Annotated in this window: 23 protein-coding genes and 1 tRNA gene; 17 read left to right on the forward strand and 7 right to left on the reverse strand. The window is 36.1% G+C overall.

Features of this window, described 5'->3' with window-relative positions; all coding sequences use genetic code 11:
* Window positions 1-139 precede the first annotated feature (139 nt).
* A complete protein-coding gene (locus tag IPI65_20270; GenBank protein MBK7443768.1) occupies window positions 140-1,318 on the forward strand; it encodes a T9SS type A sorting domain-containing protein in 1,179 nt (392 codons plus the stop codon).
* A gap of 33 nt (window positions 1,319-1,351) precedes the next feature.
* On the opposite strand, the gene IPI65_20275 is transcribed toward IPI65_20270, so the two are convergent.
* Window positions 1,352-1,909, reverse strand: coding sequence for a hypothetical protein (locus IPI65_20275; GenBank protein MBK7443769.1), 558 nt, complete (start codon window positions 1,907-1,909; stop codon window positions 1,352-1,354).
* Window positions 1,910-1,961: 52 nt separating this feature from the next.
* On the opposite strand from IPI65_20275, the gene IPI65_20280 reads away from it, so the two are divergent.
* Window positions 1,962-2,966: a T9SS type A sorting domain-containing protein gene (locus IPI65_20280; GenBank protein MBK7443770.1), complete on the forward strand. Its 1,005-nt coding sequence runs from the start codon at window positions 1,962-1,964 to the stop codon at window positions 2,964-2,966.
* A gap of 55 nt (window positions 2,967-3,021) precedes the next feature.
* A complete protein-coding gene (locus IPI65_20285; protein MBK7443771.1) occupies window positions 3,022-4,287 on the forward strand; it encodes an asparagine synthetase B in 1,266 nt (421 codons plus the stop codon).
* A gap of 326 nt (window positions 4,288-4,613) precedes the next feature.
* Here the strand turns inward: IPI65_20285 and IPI65_20290 are convergent, their stop codons facing one another.
* The 3 genes from IPI65_20290 to lpxK form a co-directional block, all read right to left on the reverse strand.
* Entirely contained in the window at window positions 4,614-6,488 is a 1,875-nt protein-coding gene (locus IPI65_20290; GenBank protein ID MBK7443772.1) for a hypothetical protein, read from the reverse strand.
* A 110-nt stretch (window positions 6,489-6,598) separates the two neighbouring features.
* Window positions 6,599-7,423, reverse strand: coding sequence for a purine-nucleoside phosphorylase (locus IPI65_20295; GenBank protein MBK7443773.1), 825 nt, complete (start codon window positions 7,421-7,423; stop codon window positions 6,599-6,601).
* 45 nt (window positions 7,424-7,468) lie between these two features.
* The gene (gene lpxK / locus IPI65_20300; protein MBK7443774.1) at window positions 7,469-8,527 is read right to left on the reverse strand and encodes a tetraacyldisaccharide 4'-kinase; all 1,059 of its coding nucleotides are present in this window, start codon (window positions 8,525-8,527) and stop codon (window positions 7,469-7,471) included.
* Between the two features lie 225 nt (window positions 8,528-8,752).
* Between lpxK and IPI65_20305 the strand changes: the two genes are divergently transcribed.
* From IPI65_20305 to IPI65_20320, 4 genes are all read left to right on the forward strand, one after another.
* The gene (locus tag IPI65_20305; GenBank protein ID MBK7443775.1) at window positions 8,753-9,088 is read left to right on the forward strand and encodes a hypothetical protein; all 336 of its coding nucleotides are present in this window, start codon (window positions 8,753-8,755) and stop codon (window positions 9,086-9,088) included.
* Window positions 9,036-9,374 (forward strand): hypothetical protein, encoded by a 339-nt coding sequence (locus tag IPI65_20310; GenBank protein MBK7443776.1) that lies wholly within the window; start codon window positions 9,036-9,038, stop codon window positions 9,372-9,374. The genes IPI65_20305 and IPI65_20310 overlap by 53 nt, the downstream gene beginning before the upstream one ends.
* A gap of 3 nt (window positions 9,375-9,377) precedes the next feature.
* On the forward strand, window positions 9,378-9,794 hold the full coding sequence (locus IPI65_20315) for a hypothetical protein (protein MBK7443777.1): 417 nt from the start codon (window positions 9,378-9,380) through the stop codon (window positions 9,792-9,794).
* A gap of 90 nt (window positions 9,795-9,884) precedes the next feature.
* Window positions 9,885-12,032 (forward strand): cation:proton antiporter, encoded by a 2,148-nt coding sequence (locus IPI65_20320; GenBank protein MBK7443778.1) that lies wholly within the window; start codon window positions 9,885-9,887, stop codon window positions 12,030-12,032.
* A 19-nt stretch (window positions 12,033-12,051) separates the two neighbouring features.
* Here the strand turns inward: IPI65_20320 and IPI65_20325 are convergent.
* Both IPI65_20325 and IPI65_20330 read right to left on the reverse strand, forming a co-directional pair.
* Window positions 12,052-12,129, reverse strand: a tRNA-His gene (locus IPI65_20325).
* A gap of 119 nt (window positions 12,130-12,248) precedes the next feature.
* Complete coding sequence (locus IPI65_20330; GenBank protein MBK7443779.1) at window positions 12,249-13,019, reverse strand: superoxide dismutase; 771 nt, start codon at window positions 13,017-13,019, stop codon at window positions 12,249-12,251.
* A 205-nt stretch (window positions 13,020-13,224) separates the two neighbouring features.
* On the opposite strand from IPI65_20330, the gene cadA reads away from it, so the two are divergent.
* The 9 genes from cadA to IPI65_20375 all read left to right on the forward strand — a co-directional run bounded on the left by cadA (window position 13,225) and on the right by IPI65_20375 (window position 22,352).
* Entirely contained in the window at window positions 13,225-15,339 is a 2,115-nt protein-coding gene (cadA, locus tag IPI65_20335) for a cadmium-translocating P-type ATPase (GenBank protein MBK7443780.1), read from the forward strand.
* A 3-nt stretch (window positions 15,340-15,342) separates the two neighbouring features.
* Window positions 15,343-16,638 (forward strand): polysaccharide biosynthesis C-terminal domain-containing protein, encoded by a 1,296-nt coding sequence (locus IPI65_20340; protein ID MBK7443781.1) that lies wholly within the window; start codon window positions 15,343-15,345, stop codon window positions 16,636-16,638.
* 2 nt (window positions 16,639-16,640) lie between these two features.
* Window positions 16,641-18,179 (forward strand): hypothetical protein, encoded by a 1,539-nt coding sequence (locus IPI65_20345; protein ID MBK7443782.1) that lies wholly within the window; start codon window positions 16,641-16,643, stop codon window positions 18,177-18,179.
* A 22-nt stretch (window positions 18,180-18,201) separates the two neighbouring features.
* Window positions 18,202-18,978 (forward strand): C40 family peptidase, encoded by a 777-nt coding sequence (locus IPI65_20350; GenBank protein ID MBK7443783.1) that lies wholly within the window; start codon window positions 18,202-18,204, stop codon window positions 18,976-18,978.
* Window positions 18,975-20,129, forward strand: a complete 1,155-nt coding sequence (locus IPI65_20355; GenBank protein MBK7443784.1) for an NAD(P)H-hydrate epimerase — start codon at window positions 18,975-18,977, stop codon at window positions 20,127-20,129. Before IPI65_20350 ends, IPI65_20355 begins: the two co-directional genes overlap by 4 nt.
* Window positions 20,129-20,446 (forward strand): NAD(P)H-hydrate dehydratase, encoded by a 318-nt coding sequence (locus IPI65_20360; GenBank protein ID MBK7443785.1) that lies wholly within the window; start codon window positions 20,129-20,131, stop codon window positions 20,444-20,446. The genes IPI65_20355 and IPI65_20360 overlap by 1 nt, the downstream gene beginning before the upstream one ends.
* Before the next feature lie 87 nt (window positions 20,447-20,533).
* Entirely contained in the window at window positions 20,534-21,214 is a 681-nt protein-coding gene (locus tag IPI65_20365; protein MBK7443786.1) for an NAD-dependent deacylase, read from the forward strand.
* Between the two features lie 4 nt (window positions 21,215-21,218).
* The gene (locus IPI65_20370; protein ID MBK7443787.1) at window positions 21,219-21,767 is read left to right on the forward strand and encodes an NUDIX hydrolase; all 549 of its coding nucleotides are present in this window, start codon (window positions 21,219-21,221) and stop codon (window positions 21,765-21,767) included.
* Window positions 21,768-21,800: 33 nt separating this feature from the next.
* Entirely contained in the window at window positions 21,801-22,352 is a 552-nt protein-coding gene (locus IPI65_20375; GenBank protein ID MBK7443788.1) for an RDD family protein, read from the forward strand.
* Between the two features lie 106 nt (window positions 22,353-22,458).
* Here the strand turns inward: IPI65_20375 and IPI65_20380 are convergent, their stop codons facing one another.
* A complete protein-coding gene (locus tag IPI65_20380; protein MBK7443789.1) occupies window positions 22,459-23,808 on the reverse strand; it encodes a saccharopine dehydrogenase NADP-binding domain-containing protein in 1,350 nt (449 codons plus the stop codon).
* Window positions 23,809-23,860: 52 nt separating this feature from the next.
* Between IPI65_20380 and cdd the strand changes: the two genes are divergently transcribed.
* On the forward strand, window positions 23,861-24,340 hold the full coding sequence (gene cdd / locus IPI65_20385) for a cytidine deaminase (protein ID MBK7443790.1): 480 nt from the start codon (window positions 23,861-23,863) through the stop codon (window positions 24,338-24,340).
* Window positions 24,341-24,566: the final 226 nt, after the last annotated feature.

The following is a 24,566-nucleotide window of genomic DNA, read 5'->3' on the forward strand; positions in this document are numbered from 1 at the left end:
TTCCATAAATTATTTATTTCTGCTTATTTTGAATCATTCTAAATAACAATACAATCCATTAACAAATATTGTTTTTTATAACTTTATAAAGATTATTAACCTTTCAAATAAGTATTCCTTTAATCTAAACACCTGATTTATGTTTACTAAAACATTTAACGCAAAAAAGTACGCCGGACTTGCAACATTAATGATGGCCGGTTTCATTCAAAACGCTGAGGGGCAAATCATTTATACCGATGTTGACCCCGACATAATGCTTGATCCGGATGGAACAGGCACCTTACCAACTTTTATTTTTATGAATGATGGAATTGATTTGGATGAGGATTTTATAAGTGATTTTTCATTTAATGCGAATTATGCCTATTACATTCCCTCCTATTATTCCTATCTGGTAAAAAGAAATATTATCAATATTAAACCGATTGGTCAAAATGAGATTGCGATTTTAACCGGAACACCTGATGTATTCCGACCTGCAGAAAAATTTAATATGGGAGATGAAATTACTGCGGATAATATCTGGAATAAATCGGTACCGTTTGTTTTAAACGGCTGGCTTGCTGATGTTGATTTAATTGATAATAATGAATTGGTGGATGACTGGATTGGGGTTGATTTTACATTTGCGGCATTGCGGATTAAATCAGGTCCTAATTATAAATATGGCTGGGCACGTTTATCGGTTGGTGAAAATGCAGATTATGTTATTTTACATGACTTCGCATTAGAAAACACGGTAAACACTCCCATAATTGCAGGTAATACGGGTGATTGTACACCACCTTCAACCAGCCTGACAACCAACATTACCAGTGCCGCTGCAAAAATTCATTGGGCACCTGTTTTTGGTGCAACAAAATACCAAATTCGCTACCGCAAAATTGGGGACCCACTTTGGCTTACAGTTACAGCAGGCGCGGGAGCTACAGCAAAAAATATTTCCGGATTAGATTGTAATTCAACTTATGAATGGAAAATAAAATCGAAGTGTGGTGCTGAATTTTCTGATTTCAGTAATACACATACATTTACGACTGCTTCCTGCAGGGTTGATTTTAATACTATTGCAGATGATGCAGATGTGTTAATTTATCCAAACCCGGGCAACGGAATGGTAACAATTGATTTAGAAGGATTAAATAATGTAAGCACTCAAATCCAGTTAATTGATTTATCAGGAAAATTGATTCAAAGCACAACCGTGTTTGACAGTCAGGTTCAATTAGACTACAGTAATTTAGCTAAAGGATTTTATATCCTTCAAATTACAAATGGTGAAAAAGTAATCACGAAAAAATTAATAATTGAATAAAAAAAAGAGGCAAATAATTTTGCCTCTTTTTATTTAATTTACTTTTTGTTTTCGACTGAAATAATAGCCTAACCATAGACCCAATATTAGTGAAATAATTATTTGATCCAGAATATCACCTGTCATATTATGCATTGGTGTACTAAACCAATTCCATTCCATAATAGTTGTTGTAAAAATGGTAATAAAACCGATTAATAAGGTTGTCCGCAAGATATTATTTTTACCGGTTATATTTCCACTTTGAATGAGATATACAACCAACCATGCAATGATGATGTTGATAAGCAGTCCGAGTCCCACACTTTTCGCCATATTCATCTCCATAGTTTCATGGTAAGATAAAATAGCCCATGGTTTGCCAATGCTAGCCTCCCTTTTCGCCATAATTTCTTCTTTAGATGAACCAGGTTCCTCGCCCGGTAAAAAGTAAACACCCGTCTCTAATCCGCTCATACTTTGAATTAGCGAGTCTTCCATTGGGGTGTATTTGTGTGATGATGCATGAATAGGCAACATCATCCAGGATAGGGTCTGATAAGCCATTATTAAAATAGCTCCAATCAGAATGGCAATAATTGATTTTTTCATTTGAGTGGTAATTTGGTTTAATTTGTTATAAATTTATAAAAAAATTTCATCCATGAAAAATTTTAACAGTTTTATTCATGCCGGTTATTATCGCCTTTTACTTTTATTGATGGTATTTTTTTACATTAATCAAACAAATGGTCAAAGGCTTATTGGCGGAGAATTCACTTATTCAAATTCAGATGAAATAATTACTTTTTATGTCACCACCTATTCATTATATCTTCCAAACATCAATGCAAGTTTAAATTATGGTGATGGTGGCATTAGTTTTTTAGATTTTACATCGGAAATGATAAACGATACGGTGTATAAAAATACGGCCTCTGCAATGCATATCTTTTTATCTTTCGGAATATACCGTGTTACTTGTGACGCTGATTTATTAATTGATTCCGTAAGGAATATCGAAAATTCAGGAACAAGATCATTGTTCATGGAGGTGACTTTTTATAGTGAAGTTGTGTTTACAAATACTACTCCAATTTATACAAATTCAATTATTGATTTTACTGTCAGCGATTTGTGTGCTGTCTCCCATCAGGAATCAGCATATGATGCAGATGGTGATTCTTTGGTGTATATGCATAATTTATTTACAGTTGACAATGGAACAGAAATATATAGCAGCTTTCCTGAGACAACTGATACAATCGGCATAAACACAGAAACAGGTGATTTTAACTGGCATAATGCAGTATATCGCGCTTTATATGGAATTCAATTTGTAACCAGCGAATATCGAGATGGCGAATTAGTTGGTTCATCGATGCGCAAAATAATTACACCGGTTAATTGTGGTATTGTTTCAACACATGATTTTTTTCCGGAAGCAATTTCTGTGTTTCCAAATCCAGTAATTAATGAAATCAGTTTCGGCGGCGAACCTATCGGAATTACATATTATTCCATTTTGGACATTACAGGTACGGTGTTATTGCAAGATGTCATTTCAGGTAATAACATAGTTGGTTTAAATAATTTACCACCAAGTATTTATTTGCTGGTAATTGAGCAAAATGGCCAAAAACACTTCGCAAAATTTGTCAAGGCTTAAAACTTAACATTTTTTAATCAATTTAAGGTGCGGTTTTTGCGTTATATTTGTTACGATGAAAATGTTGCAAAGGCTGACAATCACATTAATGCTGCTGGTAACCGGTTTACAGGCACGTGCTTCCTATATTTTATTGCCTATGGATGATGGTCAGGCCGACCATTTGAAATGTTACGGAATCGCCTATTGGCTGCTGGAAAATGGGGGTAAACTGGATTGGATGTTAAATTATCGCGGTGGTAGTTTCTGTTTTCAGTATTTGGATGCCTATGAAAAGGAATGTTTGATTCGTGGTGTCAGTTATGAAGTAATACCGGATGCTTCTTACAATAAAATAGTGGCAGATATCTCCAATCCGGAAGCGAATATGGATGTTATGAAACTGGAAAAGGCACCAAAAGTGGCTGTTTATTCACCAAAATCAAAACAGCCCTGGGATGATGCCGTTACATTAGTTTTAACCTATTCGGAAATTCCGTATACGCTGGTTTATGATGAGGAAGTGATGAATGGCGAGTTACCTAAATACGACTGGCTGCATTTACACCATGAAGATTTTACGGGGCAATACGGTAAATTTTGGAGCGCCTATCATACACAGGCCTGGTATCAACAACAGGTTGAAGAAAATGAAACGATTGCACATGAGTTCGGATTTACAAAAGTGTCCCAACTCAAATTAGGAGTTGCACAAAAAATTCGTGATTTTGTTAGCGGGGGCGGATTTTTATTTGCGATGTGCAGCGCAGCAGACAGTTATGATATTGCCTTAAGTGCTGAAGGGGTAGACATTTGTGAAAGTATGTTTGATGGTGATCCTGCCGACCCGAATGCGCAGGCGAAATTAGATTATAGTAAAACGTTTGCGTTCGAAAATTATAAAATCAGTCGAAATCCATATGAATATGCGATTTCCAATATCGATGTTTCGCATTCACGCACAGTTCCAAAAGATTTAGATTTTTTCACCCTTTTTGATTTTTCTGCAAAATGGGATCCGGTTCCAACCATGTTGACCCAGTGTCATACCAAAACAATTCCCGGATTTTACGGACAAACTACAGCTTTTAATAAAAGTTTAATTAAAAGTAGTGTCCTAATTATGGGTGAAAATAAAGCAGCCAACGAAGCCCGTTATATTCACGGCGAATACGGTTACGGCACCTGGTCATTCTACGGTGGTCACGACCCCGAAGATTACAAACATTTTGTAGGTGATCCCCCAACAGAATTAGAATTACATCCCAATTCACCGGGTTATCGGTTAATCCTCAACAACGTACTCTTCCCTGCAGCCAAAAAACAAAAACAAAAAACCTAAATCAAATTAATTGATTATAGGAAAATAGGATTTTTGTTGGTGGGATATTGATTGCGCGTGATAAAACATGCTGCGATTTGAATAGAAAAATTTATTGCATAAATTATTCAGTTCCATAGGAGCGAAAGATTGGTATCTAAAAATCCCATTATAGAATCAATCAGCTCTGTAAGCGCGGCAGAATGGCAACAACACGATTCCCATGAATCAATCAGCTCTGTAAGAGCGACAGGTTTGTTATGATGATGTTTAATGTTGAGCTACCAATGTGATATAATTGATTTACTCATGAAATTTAGATTGAAACGCTCATCCCCCCCCAACAATCAATAAAACAAAAACCAATTTAAACCTAAACGAAACGCGCGGGGTTGCATGGGGTAATTGGGGGCTTGATAATAGCCGTTTGAAAACAAACCTTGCGCGATATTATCCATTTTTACAAAGAAGCGGAGCGTTTCTACGTCGAAATTGAGAAATACATCTATTACCGGATATTGTTTTGGGGTGGCTTTAATATTGCCGTTTACCCACATACCATTTGTGATATCGTAACCATATTCTTTATACTCCGAATTATACCAGGCGTCAAATCCTGCCTGAAAAAATAATGCACTTTTAAATAAATGGTTCTGGTAATACCAACTGATATTGCCTAAATACTGCGGATAATGCAAATTGCCATCCATTAATTGTAATCCGACAGCATTATTTAAATGAAAATTACCCAATAGGAAATTTTTTACCAGCAACACCTGAGTAATATTTTCATCTACCGGATAAATCATATTGTTTACACCAAATATTTTTCCGTATTCATAATAATTTTTTAATTGAATTCTGCTCGCTATTAATTCCAGCTTTAATTTTTCATTTTTTAATCGCAATCCGTAACGCAGGTAACTCGTGTTTTCTAATAACAAATCCCACCTGCTATCAAACCCGTAATAATGTTCTTGAATAACCGTTGCATTGACATCTCTGTATTCAATTAACAATTCCGGATTAAATGGAATTTTCGGAAAACGCAAGCGGCCTGAACCCTGCATTGCTGCATTATCCCAATCGTATGCAGCTGCAACTTTTATGGTAATTAATGAATCAAACAAAAAGCGTGCATTGGCATTTATACCGGTAATGAGATTGGTATAATCGTATTTCCCTTTTCCATCAGATAATTCATGCCATTCCTGTAATCCATATAATTCCCAGTTATAAGTATTCCTGACAGTACTATCTTTTGTTACAACCTTATTATTCAAATTACCTATCGCTACTTTATTATAAAATCCGAATACCTCTGCCCTGTCTCGCAGCGTATCCTGTCCATCATCATAAAAATCACCGTAATATGTTCTGTCGATTGCAGCATCTTCAAACTGATAATAATAATCGTGTATACCGATGGTATGTGCTATTTTAAATTTCGGGACAAAATAATATCCTGTTGTGGTATCATCAATTGCATAGGCTATTTTTTTTCCAAACGATAATTGCTGCTGTATCTGACCCTGCCAATTTTTCCAGTCTGTTTGAGCATCGTCGCGATACGCAAGCACACTTGCGGGATCCTGCAGGTCAAAAACAGAATCATTTTGAACGCCACCGTTTTCATCAGCAGTTACATTCCCGTGAATACCGGCAAAATAAATTTGATATTTTTCATTTTTAGTTCTATACCACGCACTTAAGTTTACATCACTATAATCGTTGTGCATATTCGGAAAATATCCATCAGATACGATTTTATTAAAATCGATGGCCACATTAAAATCTTTCCCCACATTTCTGGTATGTGTTACATGAAATAATTGTTCACCCTGAGAACCGGCAACATAATATAAATTGGTAAATGGAACATTACAACGGTAATATTTCACTTCATCAATATCGGTTAAATAAATATCGCGTTCATGTCTGCCATAATCAAAACCAACGGTCCTGTTAAATTCAAAAAAACGGTTATAAGCAGGTGCACCAAAATTGCCGAGGTATGCATATTCAAAAATACCATCACGTGCCGGGTTAAAGCGTTGGAATAAATTCAGAGTGGTATCCAACGGATTAAAATTATCAATATCATCGCCCACAAAATATTCCACTCTTGCTGTATGATAATCGAATAAGGTTTTCGTTTTTGCCGAATCGAGCGTTAAACTATCTGTTGTTTGACTAAATGTGCTTTGTAAACAAAATAACATCCCCCCACAAAAAAAAGGAAAAGTTTTAAAGCATGTAGATGGCCGGGTTTAAAATGCACAATTATGTTTTTTATGTAACGTAGTTCAGTCAGCAAAAATGTTGCCTGTTATTATAAACCTGCAATTAAATTTTGCAAAATCAGCGTCATTTTTGGTTCAGCTTCTTTGGCAACAGCAATTACATCTTCTACTGTTACAGCTTCAATTTCATGTGCTGGATAACCTTTATCTGTAATCACAGAAATGGCAAACACCGGTAAACTCATATGCACCGCTGCAAGTACTTCAGGCACAGTGCTCATACCAACTGCATCTCCACCAATAATGTGTAAATAATTATATTCTGCCGGTGTTTCCAGATTTGGGCCGGGAACTGAAATATAAACTCCTTTATGACAAGAAATATTATTTGCTTTCGCGATTTCCATGCCTTTTTGAATTAATGTTTCATCGTAACATTTAAATAAATCGGGGAAACGAGGACCTAATTCATATTCATTTGGACCAATAAGCGGATTGCTTGGTTGTAAATTGATATGATCGCGGATAATCATTAAATCACCTTTATTTATATTGGCATTTAAACTGCCTGCTGCATTGGAAATAAATAATTTTTGAATACCCAACACCTTCATGGTGCGCACCGGAAATACCACTTCTTCCATGGTATAACCCTCATAATAGTGAAAGCGACCTTGCATGGCCACAACTTTTTTATTACCAATTGTTCCGAAAATCAATTTTCCGCTGTGACTCTCAACTGTGGAAACCTGAAAATGCGGAATGAGCGAATAATTAATTTCATAGGCAATTTTGATATGCGAAACCAGATTACCTAAACCGGTACCCAATATAATTCCATACTCCGGTTGAAAATCAGTTCTTTGTCTGATGAAGTGCACTGCCTCATTTAATCTGTCCATTAATGGTTCCATTGTTTTACTTTTTATGCTGTAAAGATAGGGTTTGTATGAATTGTATTAGGTGTTTTCAATTGAAGTTCCCGTCGGGGTGTATTGATTGATATAATCGATAATTTTAGAATTAAAGGTATCAGCATCTCCAATAAAACGTACATCAACAGGCAACACAAATACCGATAATCCGGCGGCTAATAATTCCTCCTTCTGTTCCATTAAACGCATGGCATCTTTTTCGGTAGTGATTATCTGTTTCGTAGCCGGGAATGCCGTTGTAACCCGTTTAAAATCTTTTGGCGTAAAATAGTGATGGTCAGCAAATGCAGCGATATGCAATTTCTTAAATCTGTTACTCAGATAATTTTTAAGCTGCTGGTTTGCTGCTATGCCCGTCATTAAAACCACTTCCCTGTCTGCATTTAACTGCACTTCCGGTTGATCGATAAATAAGGGGTAAACATTGCCGTATTCCAGCGTTGTAAAAAAAACAGATTGGCCTTGTGATAACTTAAGCTTGGATTGATACACCAATTTTTGATCTTCGGTAATATCCGCAGGACATTTGGTAACAATAATAATTTGCGCACGCGATTTACCTTTTCGTGGTTCCCTGAGGTTACCTGCAGGCAACATATGATCGTTATAAAAAGGTTTTTGCCAGGTGGTGAGCACAATATTTAGTCCCGGTTTAATACGGCGGTGCTGAAACCCATCATCCATTACAATAACCCGAACATCCGGTTCATCATTCAGGACATAATAAACACCTGTTACGCGGTTTTCACTCACTGCTACTTCGGTTGCAGGGTATTTTTGTTTATAGAGTTTCGGTTCATCGCCAATATCCTCAACCAAACTCAAATCGGTTGCCAGTCCGTAACCTTTCATGATTCTACGGTAACCGCGACTAAGGGTAGCTACTTTAAATTGTGTTTGCAGTAACTTGATGAGATATTCAACATGCGGTGTTTTACCGGTTCCTCCTGCGGCGAGGTTGCCTACCAGAATAATCGGGAAGTCGAATTCAAAGCTGCGTAACCAGCCTTTATTGTATAAAAAATTCCTGATGCTAATCACAAAACCGTAAATCCAGGCCAATGGCAACAATAACAATCGCATGGGGCGAAATTACTAAAACTAGGCAAAGTAGCTTTAAACTCAATATTGGCAAGCCTTTTGCGGAGGCTCGCAACCAAATCTCGTGCCCATTTCGGCGGGTTTAGCCGGATTGTCCGCCCCTGCTGCTTTTCAATTCATAAAAAAAAGTTGAAAAAAAATTTGGTGGAATTGAAAAATCAAGTAACTTTGTATCTCAAAGTAATTTGATATTAAAACTTATTTGTCATGACATGGTTTAAGAAAAAGGGTTGGATTTACATTCCGGTTCATGCGGCAGGGTGGTTCATCACCATTTTGCATACAGTTGTTGCGGTGGTGTTTTTCAAAGCGATCGACAGGCATTCACACTCAGCGAGTGATACATTGACCAATTTCATCCCCTATTTTATCAGTGTGGCGGTCATTTATTTTTTTATAGCAGTTAATACATCTAATCAAAAAAACAAAAACAATGAAAGAAATAACAATAAAACCAACAACATTCGCAACCAAGGCGGGATTGATACTTATGGCGGTACCCTCTTTTTTCTGGCTGGGTATTGTATTAGCTGTATTTTTTGAAAAGCCGGTTATTGTGCACGAAATTATGTTGCCCATTGATCAGGTATCTTCATTATTTACTTTAATGATTATGGTGGGTTTACCGCTCATCACTTTTCTGGTAAATTTAAAGTCGTTGATGTTGATAGAATTGAATCCGTACGGAGAAAGTTTATTTATTGATTTTAGTTATAAAAACAATAAATCTACATGGTGGTTAATGGCTTATGCGATAATCAGCATCGTAATTACTATCACTTATGCTTTTTTCGAAAATTTTAATTTTTATTCTGCCCTCCTTTCGTAAAATATGACCCGTGAAATCGCATTTGTGTTAAGAGTGTGGACATGTGCAGTAGTTGCTGGCGGAGCAATTGCTGCACTCTTTTCTTCTTTTGGCAATAACGTGGAAGATGCATTAATAATATTGCTGGTAATCACTTTTTTTGCTGCAACACGCGGCATTTTTGCCTTAATTATTTTTTACATCATCACCCATTATATTAACCAGCATTTATTTACAAATAAATATAAAATATTACTACTAATTCTATTCGCTAATATTATTTGTTTTTTGAATTTTTATTTATTTCTTTATAGGAAAAAGTCCGAAACTTTTTTTGAATTTGGGCCACATTTATTTATTATTTCAAGTTATTTACTTGCCGTTACTTTTGCTGTTTATTTTTTTAGAAACCATTTATCAAAACAGGAAACAACTGACTGAATACTGCTCAAACCTGCTCTGTCTGCCGTGTATTAACGGTTTTTTTACATATTGCATAACGAACTTCCGTATCTTTGCGGCAAAATGGAAATGATGCTGCCGCTACTGCTTGATTTGAGCACTCCTTTTAAGGAGCCGGTAATTATTTTTTCCATAGTGTTGTTCATCATCCTCATCTCCCCTATTCTGTTGAACAAATTACGTATTCCGTCGATTGTTGTGATGATAATTGCCGGTGTTACCATTGGTCCGCACGGGTTTCACCTCTTGGAAAGGGATGGTGCCATTGTGTTATTTGGCACCGTAGGTTTGTTATACATCATGTTTCTTGCAGGTTTGGAGATAGAATTAAACGGATTCAAAAAAACAGCCAAATCGAGCATAACCTTTGGTTTACTCACTTTTGCCATTCCATTTGTAATTGGGTTTGCCGTTTGTAAATACATATTACATTTGGATTTTATCCCTTCCATGATTACCGCAAGTATGTTTTCTACCCAAACACTGGTAGCTTATCCGATAGTTAACCGATTGGGAATTACCCGTAAGCGTCCGGTTGCTATTACAGTTGGTGGCACAATTATTACCGATACCTTAGTATTATTATTGTTTTCGGTAATTACCAATTTTTCGATGGATAAAACCGATACCCTGTTTTGGGTACGATTGGGTATATCGATTGTTGTATTTGCTTTTATTGTATTGTATCTCTTCCCTATTGTGGCAAAATGGTTTTTCCGAAAATTGGAAAATGAAGGTGGTTCACAATTTATTTTCGTACTTACACTTGTGTTTTTAGCGGCGTTCTTATCGCAACTTGCAGGACTTGAACATATTATTGGTGCATTTTTAGCAGGTATTAGTCTCAACCGTTTAATTCCGTTACAGTCTACACTTAAAAACAGAATCGTATTTGTCGGCAATAATATTTTTATTCCTTTTTTCCTGATAAATGTCGGTATGATTATCGATTTGCAGGTATTATTTTCAGGTGCAAATGCCTTATATATTGCCGGTGTTTTGGTAGTGATAGCATTAACTACAAAATATTTAGCTGCGTGGTTAACGCAAAAAATATTTCGTTACTCTGTTAATGAACGCCATTTAATTTTCGGATTAAGTACGGCACATGCTGCTGCAACATTGGCCATTATTTTAGTGGGATTTGATTTAGGATTATTGGACGAAACAATTTTAAACGGAACTATTATTGTAATTCTGGTGAGTTGCTTGGTTAGTTCATTTGTTACCGAATCGGCGGGGCGAAAATATGTGGTTCGTGAAAGTGGTAAAATAGATACAGAACCTGAAGTGCTGGAACGTATACTTGTTCCGGTGGGTAATCCGGAATCCGCTACAGTATTACTGGATTTGGCTTTAATGATTAGAAATCCCAATTCAAAAGAACCGATTTATCCGCTTGCCGTAATTGAGGATAATGATAATGCCCGCATTAAATTAAATGAAAGTAAACGCAATTTAGCGTTGGCTGCTGAGCATATTTCTTCTGCAGATACAAGTGTGCAAATATTAACCCGCGTTGATATTAGTGTTGCAGCAGGTATTTCAAGTGCAATAAAAGAATTAGGGATAACAGAAGTAGTTATGGGCTGGCACGAAAAAATGAGTACCAGTGATAAAATATTTGGTTCGGTTTTACATAAAATTATCCAGACGACAGAGCAGATGTTATGGGTAAGTAAAATAAATCAGCCGATAAATAATTTCAACAGACTGGCAATATTAATGCCGCCAAATGCAGAATTTGAAAGTGGATTTTTCAGATGGCTGGAAGGTATTAAACAATTATCGCATCATATAGGTGCACGGTGTGTTTTTTGGGGAGAACGAAAAACATTGGAATTAATTGATGCCATTAATGAAAAAAATCTAAAACTGCATGCTGAATACAGTGAATTTACCGATTGGGATGATTTCAAAAGTATATCCGGCAATTTAAAGCAGAACGATTTGTTTATTGTGATCAGCGCACGTCAAAAAAGTGTATCCTATTTTTCTTCTTTAGAGCAGGTACCAGTTCGATTAAATAAATATTTTGATGCACATAGTTTTATTTTGCTTTATCCGTATCAGGCCGATTCAGGTTCAAATGATATGAATTTTCAATATAGTGTTTTATCACCATCGCCCTTCAAAGAAAATTTTGAACGGATTAACACCATTGGTAAAATTGTTTATAAAGCATTTTCTTCCGGCAGTTCAAAAAAGGAGAAATAAAAAAATCCGCCGAGGCGGATGGGGTGACTGATGGGGCTCGAACCCACGACCCTCGGAACCACAAACCGATGCTCTAACCAAACTGAGCTACAGTCACCATTTACTGTACAGTGGCGCAAAGTTAACGCAAATCTTTATTACTTAAAAATGAAAAGTTTGCCGTTCATGAAAAAAATCAAACTTTCATAAGCGGCAAACCAGTTATATCAATGGAAATTATAATTCAGAATACCATTTACTCACCTGATTCCAATCGATAACATTCCAAAAATCGGCAATATAATCTGCACGTTTATTTTGGTGTTTCAGATAATATGCATGTTCCCAAACATCAATACCCATAATTGGTTTACCGCGTTGAGCAGCAATGTCCATAACGGGGCTATCCTGGTTAGGAGTAGTAATTAACATCAGGTTGTTTTCTTTATCCTTAGCCAACCACGCCCATCCTGAGCCAAACACACCGGTAGCTGATTTCGCGAATTCCGCTTTAAAATTATCCATGCTGATCCATTTTGCCTCAATTGCCGTTTTTAATGCTGCAGAAGGCATAGTGTCTTTGGCAGTAGGCGACATCAATTTCCAGAAAAAGCTATGGTTAAAATGGCCACCACCGTGATTTCTGATAGCATTACGAACACCTTCAGGCATCGAATTAATATTGGAAACCAACTCCATTAGTGATTTTCCTTTTAATTCAGGTGCTTTTTCAATAGCCTCGTTTAATTTGGTAACGTAAGTTTGATGGTGTTTGCTATAATGAATTTCCATGGTTTGTGCATCAATAAAGGGTTCCAGCGCATTGTAGGCATAGTCAAGCTTAGGCAGTTCAAAAGCTCCGTCAACCGGAGGCATCTCAAAATTAAATGCCGAAGAACCTGTGTAAAGTTCATTTGCTTTCAGGTTGTTTAAAACGCCAACACCTATGGCTGCTAAAGCTCCCTGTTTCAGAAAGCTGCGACGAGATTGTGAATTTGAATTTTTCATATAAAACTATTGTTATTCTTGTTAATGATTTTATTAGGAATAAAGTTTAAAGCTAAGGATATTAGTTTGAACGCGAATTAAATTTTTTTCAAATATTTGGACGCAGTGTAGGTCAGGAAAGAAATTCGGTCGGGAAGTCCACATCAGGTCAATTTCTGCTAATTTTTATGCTGGGTTCTTATAATTACCTTTACAAACCGTTTCTATGCAAAAAGCGTACGAGAAAATAGCATTACAGGTTGAAGGCATGACATGTTCGAATTGTGCCCTTGGAATTTCCAGGTTCTTGGAGCAAAAAGGCCTCGAAGATGTATATGTAAATTTTGCCACCGGTGAAGTGCAGTTTGGCAAATCGGAGCAACAACAATTAGCTGAATTAGTAGCAGGCATTCAAAGTTTGGGTTATAAAGTAGTAAGTGAAACACATGCTGCTAATCAAATTAAACCAAAACGGACTCCAACTGAGCAAAAATTATTGCTTACCATTCCATTTACTGCAGTATTGCTGTTAAGTATGATCCCGGGGTTATCATTTTTACATGATGCAAGGGTTCAGTTTATACTTTGTTTACCGGTTTACCTCATCGGATTTTTTCACTTTGGAAAAAGTGCTTTAGGCTCCATCAGAACCGGAATTATGAATATGGATGTGCTCATATTTACCGGAAGCACTGCCGCATTTGGTTATAGTGTTTATGGTTTACTTGCTGATGCAGGCATGCAATTTTTGTTTTTTGAGACTGCCGCAACCATTATTACTTTGGTATTATTAGGCAATGTAATTGAACATCGCAGTGTTAAACAAACTACTACCGCAATTGCTGCATTAAAAAAATTACAACCTGAAACTGCTAAACGTGTGCATTTCGATTTAATAGCCGGTAGCGATCATGTTGATGAAATTCCTGCTAGTCAGTTATTAAAAAATGATGTTATTCTTGTTAACACCGGCGATAGAATTCCTGCAGATGGAATTGTGTTGCAGGGAACTGCATATATTGACGAATCTATGCTTACCGGCGAAAGTGTTGCCGTTTTTAAACAAAAAGGTGATGTTGTTTCAGGTGGTACTATTAATACGGATGGCATTATTAAATGTAAAGTGACAGCAATTCCAGGTCACACAACTTTAGATGCTATTATCGAATTAGTAAAACAGGCACAAACAGAAAAACCTCCGGTTCAACGTTTGGCAGATAAAATCAGTGCAATTTTTGTTCCGGTGGTATTAAGTTTAGCAGCGCTTACTTTTTTACTTTCTTATTTTGTTTTTGATATTGCTTTAGATAAATCATTTTTAAATAGTATTGCAGTTTTAGTTATTGCATGTCCTTGTGCTATGGGTCTTGCAACACCAACCGCAATTATGGTTGGGCTAGGTCGCTCTGCTGCAAATGGCATTTTAATTAAAGGCGCAACTACTGCTGAACAATTTGCCAAAACAAAAATTGTAGTGTTCGATAAAACAGGAACATTAACTACCGGTGAATTTACCGTGGATAATTTTACAGCAATTAATATGTTGGAAGAAGAAGCGAAAGCAATCATTTTTACTTTAGAATCACATTCATCGCATCCAATTGCTGTTTCACTGGTGAAAATATTTGCAGGGAATAAAAATGTTACACTCAACAATATTACTGAGGTTAAGGGTAAAGGTATGTTTGGAGAAGATAGTGCAGCTAATAAATATAGTTTAGTTAATGCAGCAAATTTGCAGAATGCAGAAGGTTTTGATTTGGTGCTGACAAAAAACGAAAAGATAGTTGCCGGATTTAACATTCAGGATGAAATTAAACCCGGTGCTCAGGCTGTTATTAATTATTTCAAAAGCAAAAACATTAAAACAATTGTTTTAAGTGGCGATAAAGTACAAAAAGTGCAATCGCTGGCAACTGCTTTAAACATGGATAATTATTATGCGAATTATAACCCTGAAAAAAAATTAAAATTAATTGATGAATTAAAATCTCAGGGCATTGTAACTATGGTTGGTGATGGTATTAATGATTCACCTGCTTTAGAGCATGCAGATGTTGGAATATCAATGAGTAATGCAACACAAATTGCTATTAATTCTGCTCAGATAATTTTATTGAATGGTCAGTTTGATAAATTAATTACTGCCCATCAACTCAGCATAAAAACATTGAAAACGATTAAACAAAATTTATTCTGGGCATTTTTTTATAACATAATCGCAATTCCAATTGCAGCAGTCGGTTTGCTTAGTCCAATGATTGCTGCACTTTCTATGGCCTTTTCTGATGTATTTGTAATTGGCAACTCCATTCTGCTTAAAACAAAAAAATTACAATAATCAGTGATCGGAAAACGCAACAACATATCTACTACCACAGCAATTCAGTTTTTTCAGATTGCTCGATATGGTGCATTGCTGTTGTGTTCAGTTTTATTAACCAAAAGCGGAATCGGAACAGATGGCATTGGTCATTACGAAACGTTTATTTTAGTTTCAGGCACATTGAGTTTTTTTTGGGTAAATGGTTTAACGCATACCTTCTTATCAGTCTACAACCACAACACCGACAAACGTAAAGTAATTGGTCAAACGGCATTTATCATTATTGGCTTATCTATATTACTTGCTTTAATAGTTTTGGTGTTACGTGCACCAATCACACAATTATTTGCATTTGATGATACAGGCAATATGTTTTATCTGCTTTTATTGTATTTCTTGTTTAACAACACAGCCTTTCTGGTAGATTATATTTTTTTAGCTCGGGATAATGCAAAGGGCTTAATTTGGCTAAGTGTTTATCATCTCGTATTTCAAACCGCAATGATTGCGCTCCCTGCTTTTTATTACGGGAATTTCGAGTCGGTTATTAATGGGTTGATGGTGTTTATCGGGTTAAAATTTTTGTTTACGCTATACCTGTTATTCCGGAATAATATTATTAAACCGGATTGGGATTTTATAAAAATGTATTTACAAAAATCGGCTCCACTCATCATTTCCTTTTTTTTGGGTGGGATGTCAATTTACGTGGATGGCATTATAGTTAACAATTATTACGACAAAGCTACATTTGCTATTTATCAATATGGTGCAAGAGAATTTCCACTATCCTTGCTGCTTGCAAATGCATTATCAGCAGCTATGATACTGAAAATCGGCAGCTCAATAGAAAATCTACAAGTGGTTAAAACATCTTCCTTAAAACTCATACAGCGATTATTTCCTGTATGTATTTTACTGCTAATTGGCAGTAGATGGTTATATCCCATAGTTTTCAACGATACGTTCAGCACCAGTTTTATTTATTTTAATATTTACATGCTGCTGTTGGTGCCACGATTATTATTTCCGCACTCCATTTTATTAGGCTTAAACCGGTCGAAAGAAATAATGGTCGCTTCTGTTGTGGAATTTGTTTTAAATATCGTATTAAGTTTAACTTTATTACAACTCATAGGATTACAGGGAATTGCATACGGCACTGTGATTGCTTTTTTGGTGAATAAAAGTATTTTGATTTACCGGCTTCATAAATCTGGCATAACACCTAAACAATATATCCCGGTTCAACAACTGGTAACCTATAGTCTCATTTTGGTAGTTACATTTATTACTTTTACCTATTGGATTTAAACATGAAAAATCAACAAACTTTCAGGCAGTTATTCTGGTTAAGTATTATTTCGGTTATGCTGATGGTAGTTTGGGGATATTCATTCGGCAGGGGCAATAGCATTCAGCTTATCCCCTATTTACAGCATACACACGACCACAGTTTGTTTTCCAATGATTTTTTTGTGCAGTATGCCACACAAAATTTACCAAATGAACGTTCTCTGTTTTTGCTTTTATTGCAACCCTTTGGAGTAAATTTAGAATGGCCGGCATTTATTTTTCATGTTTTATGTACCCTCGCAATGTTATATGCCATGTTGCAGATTGCATTTTATTTTTTGAAAAATTATGCATTAAGCTACGCCGCAATCATTATTACATTTTTCCCATTGCTGTATCATACCTTAGGATTAAATGAGATTTATGGAGGTGAATTTAATTCGAGTCTTATTTCGGATGTATTTTCCTTATGGGCCATTTTGTTTATGTTGCGCAACAGGATAGGATGGTGTTATGCTGCATTAATATTAGCAACTTGTATGCATCCATTATCAGGTATGCAAACATTTTTATTAATAAGTGGAGCCTTATTGTTCACGGCATTGGCTAATAAAAATTATGTTATTATTAAAAAACAATATTTATTACCCGTATTAATTTATGTATTTACAGCCGGTACTTTTATCGTTTTATTGCAGCTCCGTTTGCACGATGTTGAATGGAATGAGGCTGATTTTTTCAGAGCATTTTTTGTTTTCAGAAACGGACATCATTACCTCCCAACAGAATACAAACACCTCGACTGGCTGATATTAGGCCCGCTTTACCTCATAACCCCTTTAATTTATTTTAAAAGAAATAAGCAGGTTTTTGTTTTTAGTTTACTGATTCTAATTGGATGTATTTTATTCAGCATTGGGGTGTTAATTTTAGAATCAACTACTATTGCAACTGCACAGTGGTTTAAAACTACCATGTGGATTGAATGGTTTGCTGTAATCGGATTATTGTTATTAAGTCAAAAAGTTTTGCTACGCCTGAACAAACCTTTATTGCAGCGCTTAATTTTACCTGCTGTTATTATAGTTTCCGGTTTGTATGCATTTTTAGTGTTCCCGAAAATTCCGCTAAAAAATGATATCTCTTATGAGTTCCCTTTTTATAAAAAAATAACACCGGAAATAGATATCGCCAAACAGGCAAAACAAGTTACACCTAAAAATGCGTTATTTATCGAGCCATGCTCATTTGACCAGTTAAAATATTATGGTCAGCGGAGTAGTTTTGTTGATTATAAGGCATTAACGCATTCAAAAAGTTTTATTAAGGAATGGACTTCACGGTTTAAGGCAGTTTATCAGATTGACCCTTTAACATCTGAAACCATAAGTTTTACTGCCATGCGCGAAGCTGATGAACGCTACCGTAAATTAACTACGGAACAACTAACTGCATTAAAAACGCAATATGGCATAACGCATATTATAATGTACGCCGACAACCCACTCCCCTTCAAAAAGTTAGCATCTAATGACCGATTTGCCATTTACGAGCTATAAATTTGCCTAATTAACTGATTACATGCAGCACGGAATCGCTTTTCAAAGCCTTATACCCATTCGTTCTAAGCCCGATCATGCGGCGGAACAAACAACTCAACTTTTGTTTGGAGAGATGTATCATGTGTATGAGCAAAAGGGCAGCTGGATGCGTATAAAAAATATATACGACGGTTATGAAGGGTGGATGCATGAAAAACAACACTATCATTTAAGTGCAGTTGAAGCAGAAAAAATGTCGAAATCGCCAAAATCAGTAGCGGCAGAATTAGTTCAAACTGTAACCAATAATGATAAAAGTTTTCCAATTGTAATGGGAAGTACCTTATACGATTTTGATGGAATGAATTTCCGAATTGGAAAAGAAAAATTTGTTTACAGCGGTCAGGCTACAAATGAAAATACCGGATTACTCAATACTGAACATATTCGAAAATTTGCGCTCAAATATTTACATGCACCTTATCAGTGGGGCGGCAGAAGTCCCTTCGGAATTGATTGTTCAGGTTTAACACAAATTGTATTTAAATTATATGGAGTTGATTTGCCTCGCGACGCTTATCAGCAGGCAGAGTATGGCAAAACATTAAATTTTATTAATGAAGCAAGAGAAGGTGACCTTGCATTTTTTGATAATGAAGAAGAAAAAATTACGCATACCGGAATTATTTTAAGTAATGACCAGATTATTCATGCCTCAGGTGAAGTAAGGCTGGATATGCTTGACCATTATGGTATTTATAATAAGCCGCTTAAAAAATATACGCATAAATTACGCATTATTAAACGTGTAATATGATTATCCCTTCTGCTGCAGATATAAAGGTTTTAGATAGCACAACTATACAGAATCAACATATTGAAGCAGCAGATTTAATGGAACGTGCAGCAAAAACAGTCTCCAATTATCTTATTCAGTTTAATCCACATTTTAGGTCCTATGCAGTTTTTTGTGGGACAGGAAATAATGGCGGAGATGGCCTTTGTATTTCAAGACATTTATTACAACATGGATATCAGGTGCAGGTATTTATTTGTAATTTAATTGAAACTTCAGGTAAATCATTTCTAATAAACTACAACCGTTTAAAAAGTCAATTTCCTGAAAGTTTAAATCTGGTTACAGATAAACAATTATTACCGGAAACTGAGTGTGATTGTATTATTGATGCGCTGCTTGGAACAGGATTAAATAAACCTGTCAGCGGATTATATGCTGATATTATAAATTATATAAATGTTCAGGATGCCATAATTTTATCGGTGGATATCCCTTCGGGACTTGCTGCAGATAATTATGTTGAAGGACCTATTGTTAAAGCAGATATTACTATTTCATTTGAATTTCCCAAGCTGTCGTTTTTATTTCCTGAAAACAAACAATATGTTGGCGAATGGATGGTTTTTCCGATTGATTTAGTTGATTATTCAGAAATAGAATTGAACACGAAAAACCATTTTATCACAGAAAAAGAAATACATGCCATATTACATCCTCGCCCACAATTTGGACATAAAGGCACCTTTGGCCATGCATTAATAATCGGTGGAAGTGAAGGAATGGAGGGCGCTGCAGCATTAAGTGGCCTTGCGTGTTTGCGAGCAGGAGCCGGACTCACCACTATTACAGGAGCAGAAAAAATAATTGATTTTCCCGAGTTAATGCAAATTAGTTTTGAAGATGTTACAGCATTCCTGCAATCGAAAAAAATAAATGCAATTGGAATTGGGCCGGGATTAGGGAAAAGTGAAAAGGCTAAACAACTATTACAGGAAATTTTGAAAACTGCTAAAACACCTGTAGTTATTGATGCTGATGCATTAAATATTATAGCTGAAGATAATAATTTGTTAAAATTAATTCCTGCAAACAGCATCCTCACACCCCATCCAAAAGAATTTGAACGCTTGTTTGGAAAATTTATTCATTGGGATGAATTGCGGAATTAATGCGTAATAAATCGCAAGAACATAAAATTTTTATTATTTACAAGAGAGCCTATACAATAATTGCTACACCGGATGGCAAATTGTATTTTAATTCAACCGGTAATGCAGGAATGGCAACCGGAGGCAGCGGTGATGTGCTTACAGGGATAATTACAGCTTTATGTGCACAGGAATATGCGCCATTGGATGCCTGTTTAGCCGGTGTTTATTTACACGGACTGGCAGGAGATATTGCAATGGATGCATCCGGAGGAACAAATTTAATTGCAACAGATATCATACAGGCTATCCCTGAAGCGATATCAACAGTGCTTTAATATTCCTGATTTATATTGAGATGGTTTAATAACATCGTTTAAATTCCACATTATTATTTTATAAAAATATTTTAATACCTTCATCTTATGCGAATAGTTGTATTAACAGGTGCAGGCATTAGTGCGGAAAGTGGAATACCTACATTTCGGGGTGCCGGCGGATTATGGGAAGGTCATCGAATAGAAGATGTGGCTTCACCGGATGGCTGGAATAGAAATGCAGCCTTAGTGTTGGAATTTTATAATTTAAGGCGACGTGCAGTTTTATCTGCCCAACCTAATAAGGCACATATCGATTTAGCAGCATTAGATGCACAACATGATGTTTTTATTATCACACAAAACATTGACGACTTGCATGAGCGAGCCGGAAGTAAAAATATTTTGCACTTACATGGAGAAATATTAAAAGCGCGCAGCATCAGAAATCCCAATTTAATTTTACCAATTAATGGTGATATTCATTTAGGTGACACTGCACCCGACGGCGCCCAATTGCGACCACATATCGTTTGGTTTGGTGAAGAAGTTCCAGTGCTGGAAAAAGCGATTCCATTGGTTGAATCCGCAGATGTATTAGTGATAATCGGAACCAGTATGGTGGTTTATCCTGCTGCAGGATTATTATACTATGCCGGTCCACATATTCCGGTTTATGTAATCAACCCGGAAATTCCTGAAATAAGTGGAAATAAAAATATCAGCTATATTCAACAAAATGCAAGTGCCGGTGTTGAGGAGTTTATTCGGCAATTTAATTTAAATTAAAAGTATGAGTATTATAAAACAACCCTGGCAAACGTTAAATAAAAAAATAATTTATGATAACCCATGGATACATGTTGAAGAACACAATGTAATTAATCCGGGAGGTGTTCCTGCAATATATGGTGTGGTTCAATTTAAAAATTATGCCTTAGGTGTTGTGCCTATAGATACAGATGGAAATATTTATTTAATTGGTCAGCATCGTTATCCTTTTAATGAATACACATGGGAAATACCTGAAGGTGGCGGAAATAAGCAACAGGACCCTTTAATAAATATTCAGCGTGAATTGCGTGAAGAGGCCGGTTTACTTGCAAACAAATGGACTTTATTGCAGGAAATTCAGGTTTCTAACTCTGTTACAGATGAAATTGGTTATATCTATCTTGCACAGGAATTAACACCATGTGCTCCTGAACCCGATGTGGATGAAGATTTGAAAATTTTAAAAATCCCTTTTCAGGATGCGTATCAAATGTTACTGGATGGAAAAATTAAGGATTCTTTAACAGTAATTGGAATACTTAAAACAAAAATTTATTTGGGTTTATAAATAATTATTTAAATTTACTTAAAATTAAAACATATGGAAAACAATATTCTCGACCAGGAACAATCACAACCAACAACCATTCAATATGCGGGTTTTTGGGAACGCGTTGGCGCAAGTTTAATCGACTTTCTGATTTTTATTCCGCTATTTGTGCTGACTTATTACAATTTGATGAATCTAAAAAACCTTGTGCTTGCTTTGGTTTTAAGTTTTGTGTGGATTATTTACAAAATTTATATGGAAGGTACAAAAGGTGCAACTATAGGCAAACGTGTTATGAAAATTGTTGTGGTAAATGAAAATAATGAAATCATTAATATGAATCAATCCATTGCCCGTAATTCATTGTATATCATAAACACATTACTCGGTTTAATAACAACCGTTATGGTTTTTAATGCAATAGGGTTTGAAGATAATACTTCATTTATGGAAGTAAGTAAATTTCAACAAGAAAATGGTTTCACAGCAGGTGGCTATTTTGGGTTTTTAATCTTAATTTCCATTATCTGGGTTGCATTTGATAAACAAAAACAAGCTCTACACGATAAAATCGGTAAAACATATTGCGCGATTCGCTCGTAAATATTTTTTGAACCAAACTTTTGGGCAGGATTGTAGGGAATACAATCCTGCTTTTTTTTGCGCAGGATTAATCCATTTAATTCACCGAATTATTATGATACTTTAATTATTCATTTACCATTATAGTCTCGGTAAATCGAATTTGATGATGGTTGGCTAATTCATCTAGCACAGGATTGTAAATATCAGGTGTAACCGGAATTACAACACCGATTTTATTAATTTCACCACTGAGTATCATTTTGGTTGCAATAGCTGCAGGCAAACCTACCGTTTTTGCCATAGCGGTATAAATTTCATCCTGCCCAATGGCGACCATATTGGAGTGTAAGGTATAGGCTTTGCCGTTTTGTGTATAATCCATCACATGTTTCATCACACACATATCTTTGTCACCTGCATCGAGCGACCATTTTTGTTCCAGTATGTATTGTAAAATTTGAGCAGGTGTATATTGTTTAGCGGTATCTTTTTCAGAAAAAATAGGTGTTTCCTCAAAGAGTCCCAACCAAGCTAATTTATTTACGATATCAGGGTCAGTAATTTTCAGATAATTACTTAATCCGGATTGCACATCGTTACCAATTCCCGGAATAAATGCTTTGGTAAACATACTTTTTGTAAAATGTTGCGCATTTTCCATGATATAGGAATCATCAGTCATACCTAATTGGACAAATACATTCCATGCATCACAAAAACCGCGTTTGCGCAATGTTCCGCGAACAATGGTAGCTGTATTTTCAAGGCCGTAAATTTTTCTGTAAGCCAGTGAATCACGGTTTGGATAACCTTCAAATTGACCATAGCCGGGAATATCTAAAATATCGTATCGTTCGTACAATTTTTGGTAGGGAATATATTTATAATCATGATTTTGCAGAAATTTTGCAGTGCCTTGTCCCGCTAAAACCACATTGCGTGGGTTCCAGGTAAATTTATAATTCCAGGGATTATTATCACTTTCCGGCGCAATCAATCCTCCTGTATATGATTCAAATCCGGTAATTTCACCGCCAGCAGCAACAACTTCATCAATCATTTTTTTCGCACTCATATGATCGATACCCGGATCCAAACCAATTTCATTCAATAAAATGATACCGGCATCTACAGCAGCCTGATGCAGGCTTTGCATTGCATCTCCAACATAAGAAGCAGAAACAAAATGTTTTTTAAATTTTACGCAGTCGGTCGCAACAACAGGATGCAAAAAAGCCGGTAATAAAGAAACTACAATATCTGATTGCTGAATACAATTTTCCCGAATTACAGCATCTTCCGAATTAAAATAAACTACTTTACCTGCCGGGTGATTGTGTAATTTTTGTTGTGCCAGATTTACATCCAAATCGCCCAGCGTTACGGTTGCATTTAATGCTGCTGCATGATCTAATAAATAATCAATTAAAACCGTTGCCGATTTACCTGCGCCGAGTATTAGGATGTTTTTCATAACTGAGCTGCAAAATTAGTATTTTCGTATCATAAACAACTCAAATTCAGGTATGGAGAAAATAGTTATCAGTTGTATCCTCGAGGTGTATGAAGATAAATCTGCGCTCACGCAACAGCAACAGGATTTATTAACAGCCGCAATACAAGCATTGGAAACTGCCTATGCGCCATATTCCAATTTTAAGGTTGGCGCGGCTTTATTACTTGAAGATGATACAATAGTAACCGGCAGTAATCAGGAAAACGCAGCCTACCCGTCAGGTTTATGTGCAGAACGTGTCGCATTTTTTAATGCCGGCAGTCAGTTTCCCGGCAAACGCATCATAGCAGCAGCCGTTACTACCTCCTATCCGCTCCCACAACCGATAGCACCCTGCGGAGCATGCCGCCAGGTAATGGCCGAATATGAATTGAAACAAAATAGTCCAATTGAGCTCATTCTCCATGCAGCCCAAAAAACCGTTTACACCATCAACAATTGTCAAAATATGCTACCGCTCTATTTTTCGGGCGAATGGCTAAAAAAATAAATAATAATAACCCCGCTCTGCGCAGTCTCCGACTGCGCAGCAGATTCCGGGTCTTCGACCCATGGTTACGTTTTCAAATATTATAAATTGGAATTGGATTAATTCATCAAACAATTTTTCATTCCGTCCAAAATTGTTTCACCCCTAACGGGGTTTAACGTGGGGTGGGGGGACATTTTTTTTTCTAAAAATATGTTACCCCTAAAGGGGTAATTAAATGCTCTGC

The sequence above is a fragment of the Bacteroidota bacterium genome, assembly GCA_016706255.1.
In the GTDB taxonomy this organism is placed as follows: Bacteria; Bacteroidota; Bacteroidia; order Chitinophagales; family BACL12; genus UBA7236.

What these genes read in the sequence shown, in the direction of transcription:
- cdd (MBK7443790.1), top strand. Translation starts at nt 23,861, where the DNA reads ATGGAGAAAATAGTTATCAGTTGTATCCTCGAGGTGTATGAAGATAAA.
- IPI65_20295 (MBK7443773.1), bottom strand. Translation starts at nt 7,423, where the DNA reads ATGGAACCATTAATGGACAGATTAAATGAGGCAGTGCACTTCATCAGA.
- IPI65_20290 (MBK7443772.1), bottom strand. Translation starts at nt 6,488, where the DNA reads ATGTTATTTTGTTTACAAAGCACATTTAGTCAAACAACAGATAGTTTA.
- IPI65_20350 (MBK7443783.1), top strand. Translation starts at nt 18,202, where the DNA reads ATGCAGCACGGAATCGCTTTTCAAAGCCTTATACCCATTCGTTCTAAG.
- IPI65_20270 (MBK7443768.1), top strand. Translation starts at nt 140, where the DNA reads ATGTTTACTAAAACATTTAACGCAAAAAAGTACGCCGGACTTGCAACA.
- IPI65_20305 (MBK7443775.1), top strand. Translation starts at nt 8,753, where the DNA reads ATGACATGGTTTAAGAAAAAGGGTTGGATTTACATTCCGGTTCATGCG.
- cadA (MBK7443780.1), top strand. Translation starts at nt 13,225, where the DNA reads ATGCAAAAAGCGTACGAGAAAATAGCATTACAGGTTGAAGGCATGACA.
- IPI65_20375 (MBK7443788.1), top strand. Translation starts at nt 21,801, where the DNA reads ATGGAAAACAATATTCTCGACCAGGAACAATCACAACCAACAACCATT.
- IPI65_20365 (MBK7443786.1), top strand. Translation starts at nt 20,534, where the DNA reads ATGCGAATAGTTGTATTAACAGGTGCAGGCATTAGTGCGGAAAGTGGA.
- IPI65_20360 (MBK7443785.1), top strand. Translation starts at nt 20,129, where the DNA reads ATGCGTAATAAATCGCAAGAACATAAAATTTTTATTATTTACAAGAGA.
- IPI65_20380 (MBK7443789.1), bottom strand. Translation starts at nt 23,808, where the DNA reads ATGAAAAACATCCTAATACTCGGCGCAGGTAAATCGGCAACGGTTTTA.
- IPI65_20275 (MBK7443769.1), bottom strand. Translation starts at nt 1,909, where the DNA reads ATGAAAAAATCAATTATTGCCATTCTGATTGGAGCTATTTTAATAATG.
- lpxK (MBK7443774.1), bottom strand. Translation starts at nt 8,527, where the DNA reads ATGCGATTGTTATTGTTGCCATTGGCCTGGATTTACGGTTTTGTGATT.
- IPI65_20310 (MBK7443776.1), top strand. Translation starts at nt 9,036, where the DNA reads ATGGCGGTACCCTCTTTTTTCTGGCTGGGTATTGTATTAGCTGTATTT.
- IPI65_20280 (MBK7443770.1), top strand. Translation starts at nt 1,962, where the DNA reads ATGAAAAATTTTAACAGTTTTATTCATGCCGGTTATTATCGCCTTTTA.
- IPI65_20315 (MBK7443777.1), top strand. Translation starts at nt 9,378, where the DNA reads ATGACCCGTGAAATCGCATTTGTGTTAAGAGTGTGGACATGTGCAGTA.
- IPI65_20370 (MBK7443787.1), top strand. Translation starts at nt 21,219, where the DNA reads ATGAGTATTATAAAACAACCCTGGCAAACGTTAAATAAAAAAATAATT.
- IPI65_20285 (MBK7443771.1), top strand. Translation starts at nt 3,022, where the DNA reads ATGAAAATGTTGCAAAGGCTGACAATCACATTAATGCTGCTGGTAACC.
- IPI65_20320 (MBK7443778.1), top strand. Translation starts at nt 9,885, where the DNA reads ATGATGCTGCCGCTACTGCTTGATTTGAGCACTCCTTTTAAGGAGCCG.
- IPI65_20355 (MBK7443784.1), top strand. Translation starts at nt 18,975, where the DNA reads ATGATTATCCCTTCTGCTGCAGATATAAAGGTTTTAGATAGCACAACT.
- IPI65_20330 (MBK7443779.1), bottom strand. Translation starts at nt 13,019, where the DNA reads ATGAAAAATTCAAATTCACAATCTCGTCGCAGCTTTCTGAAACAGGGA.
- IPI65_20345 (MBK7443782.1), top strand. Translation starts at nt 16,641, where the DNA reads ATGAAAAATCAACAAACTTTCAGGCAGTTATTCTGGTTAAGTATTATT.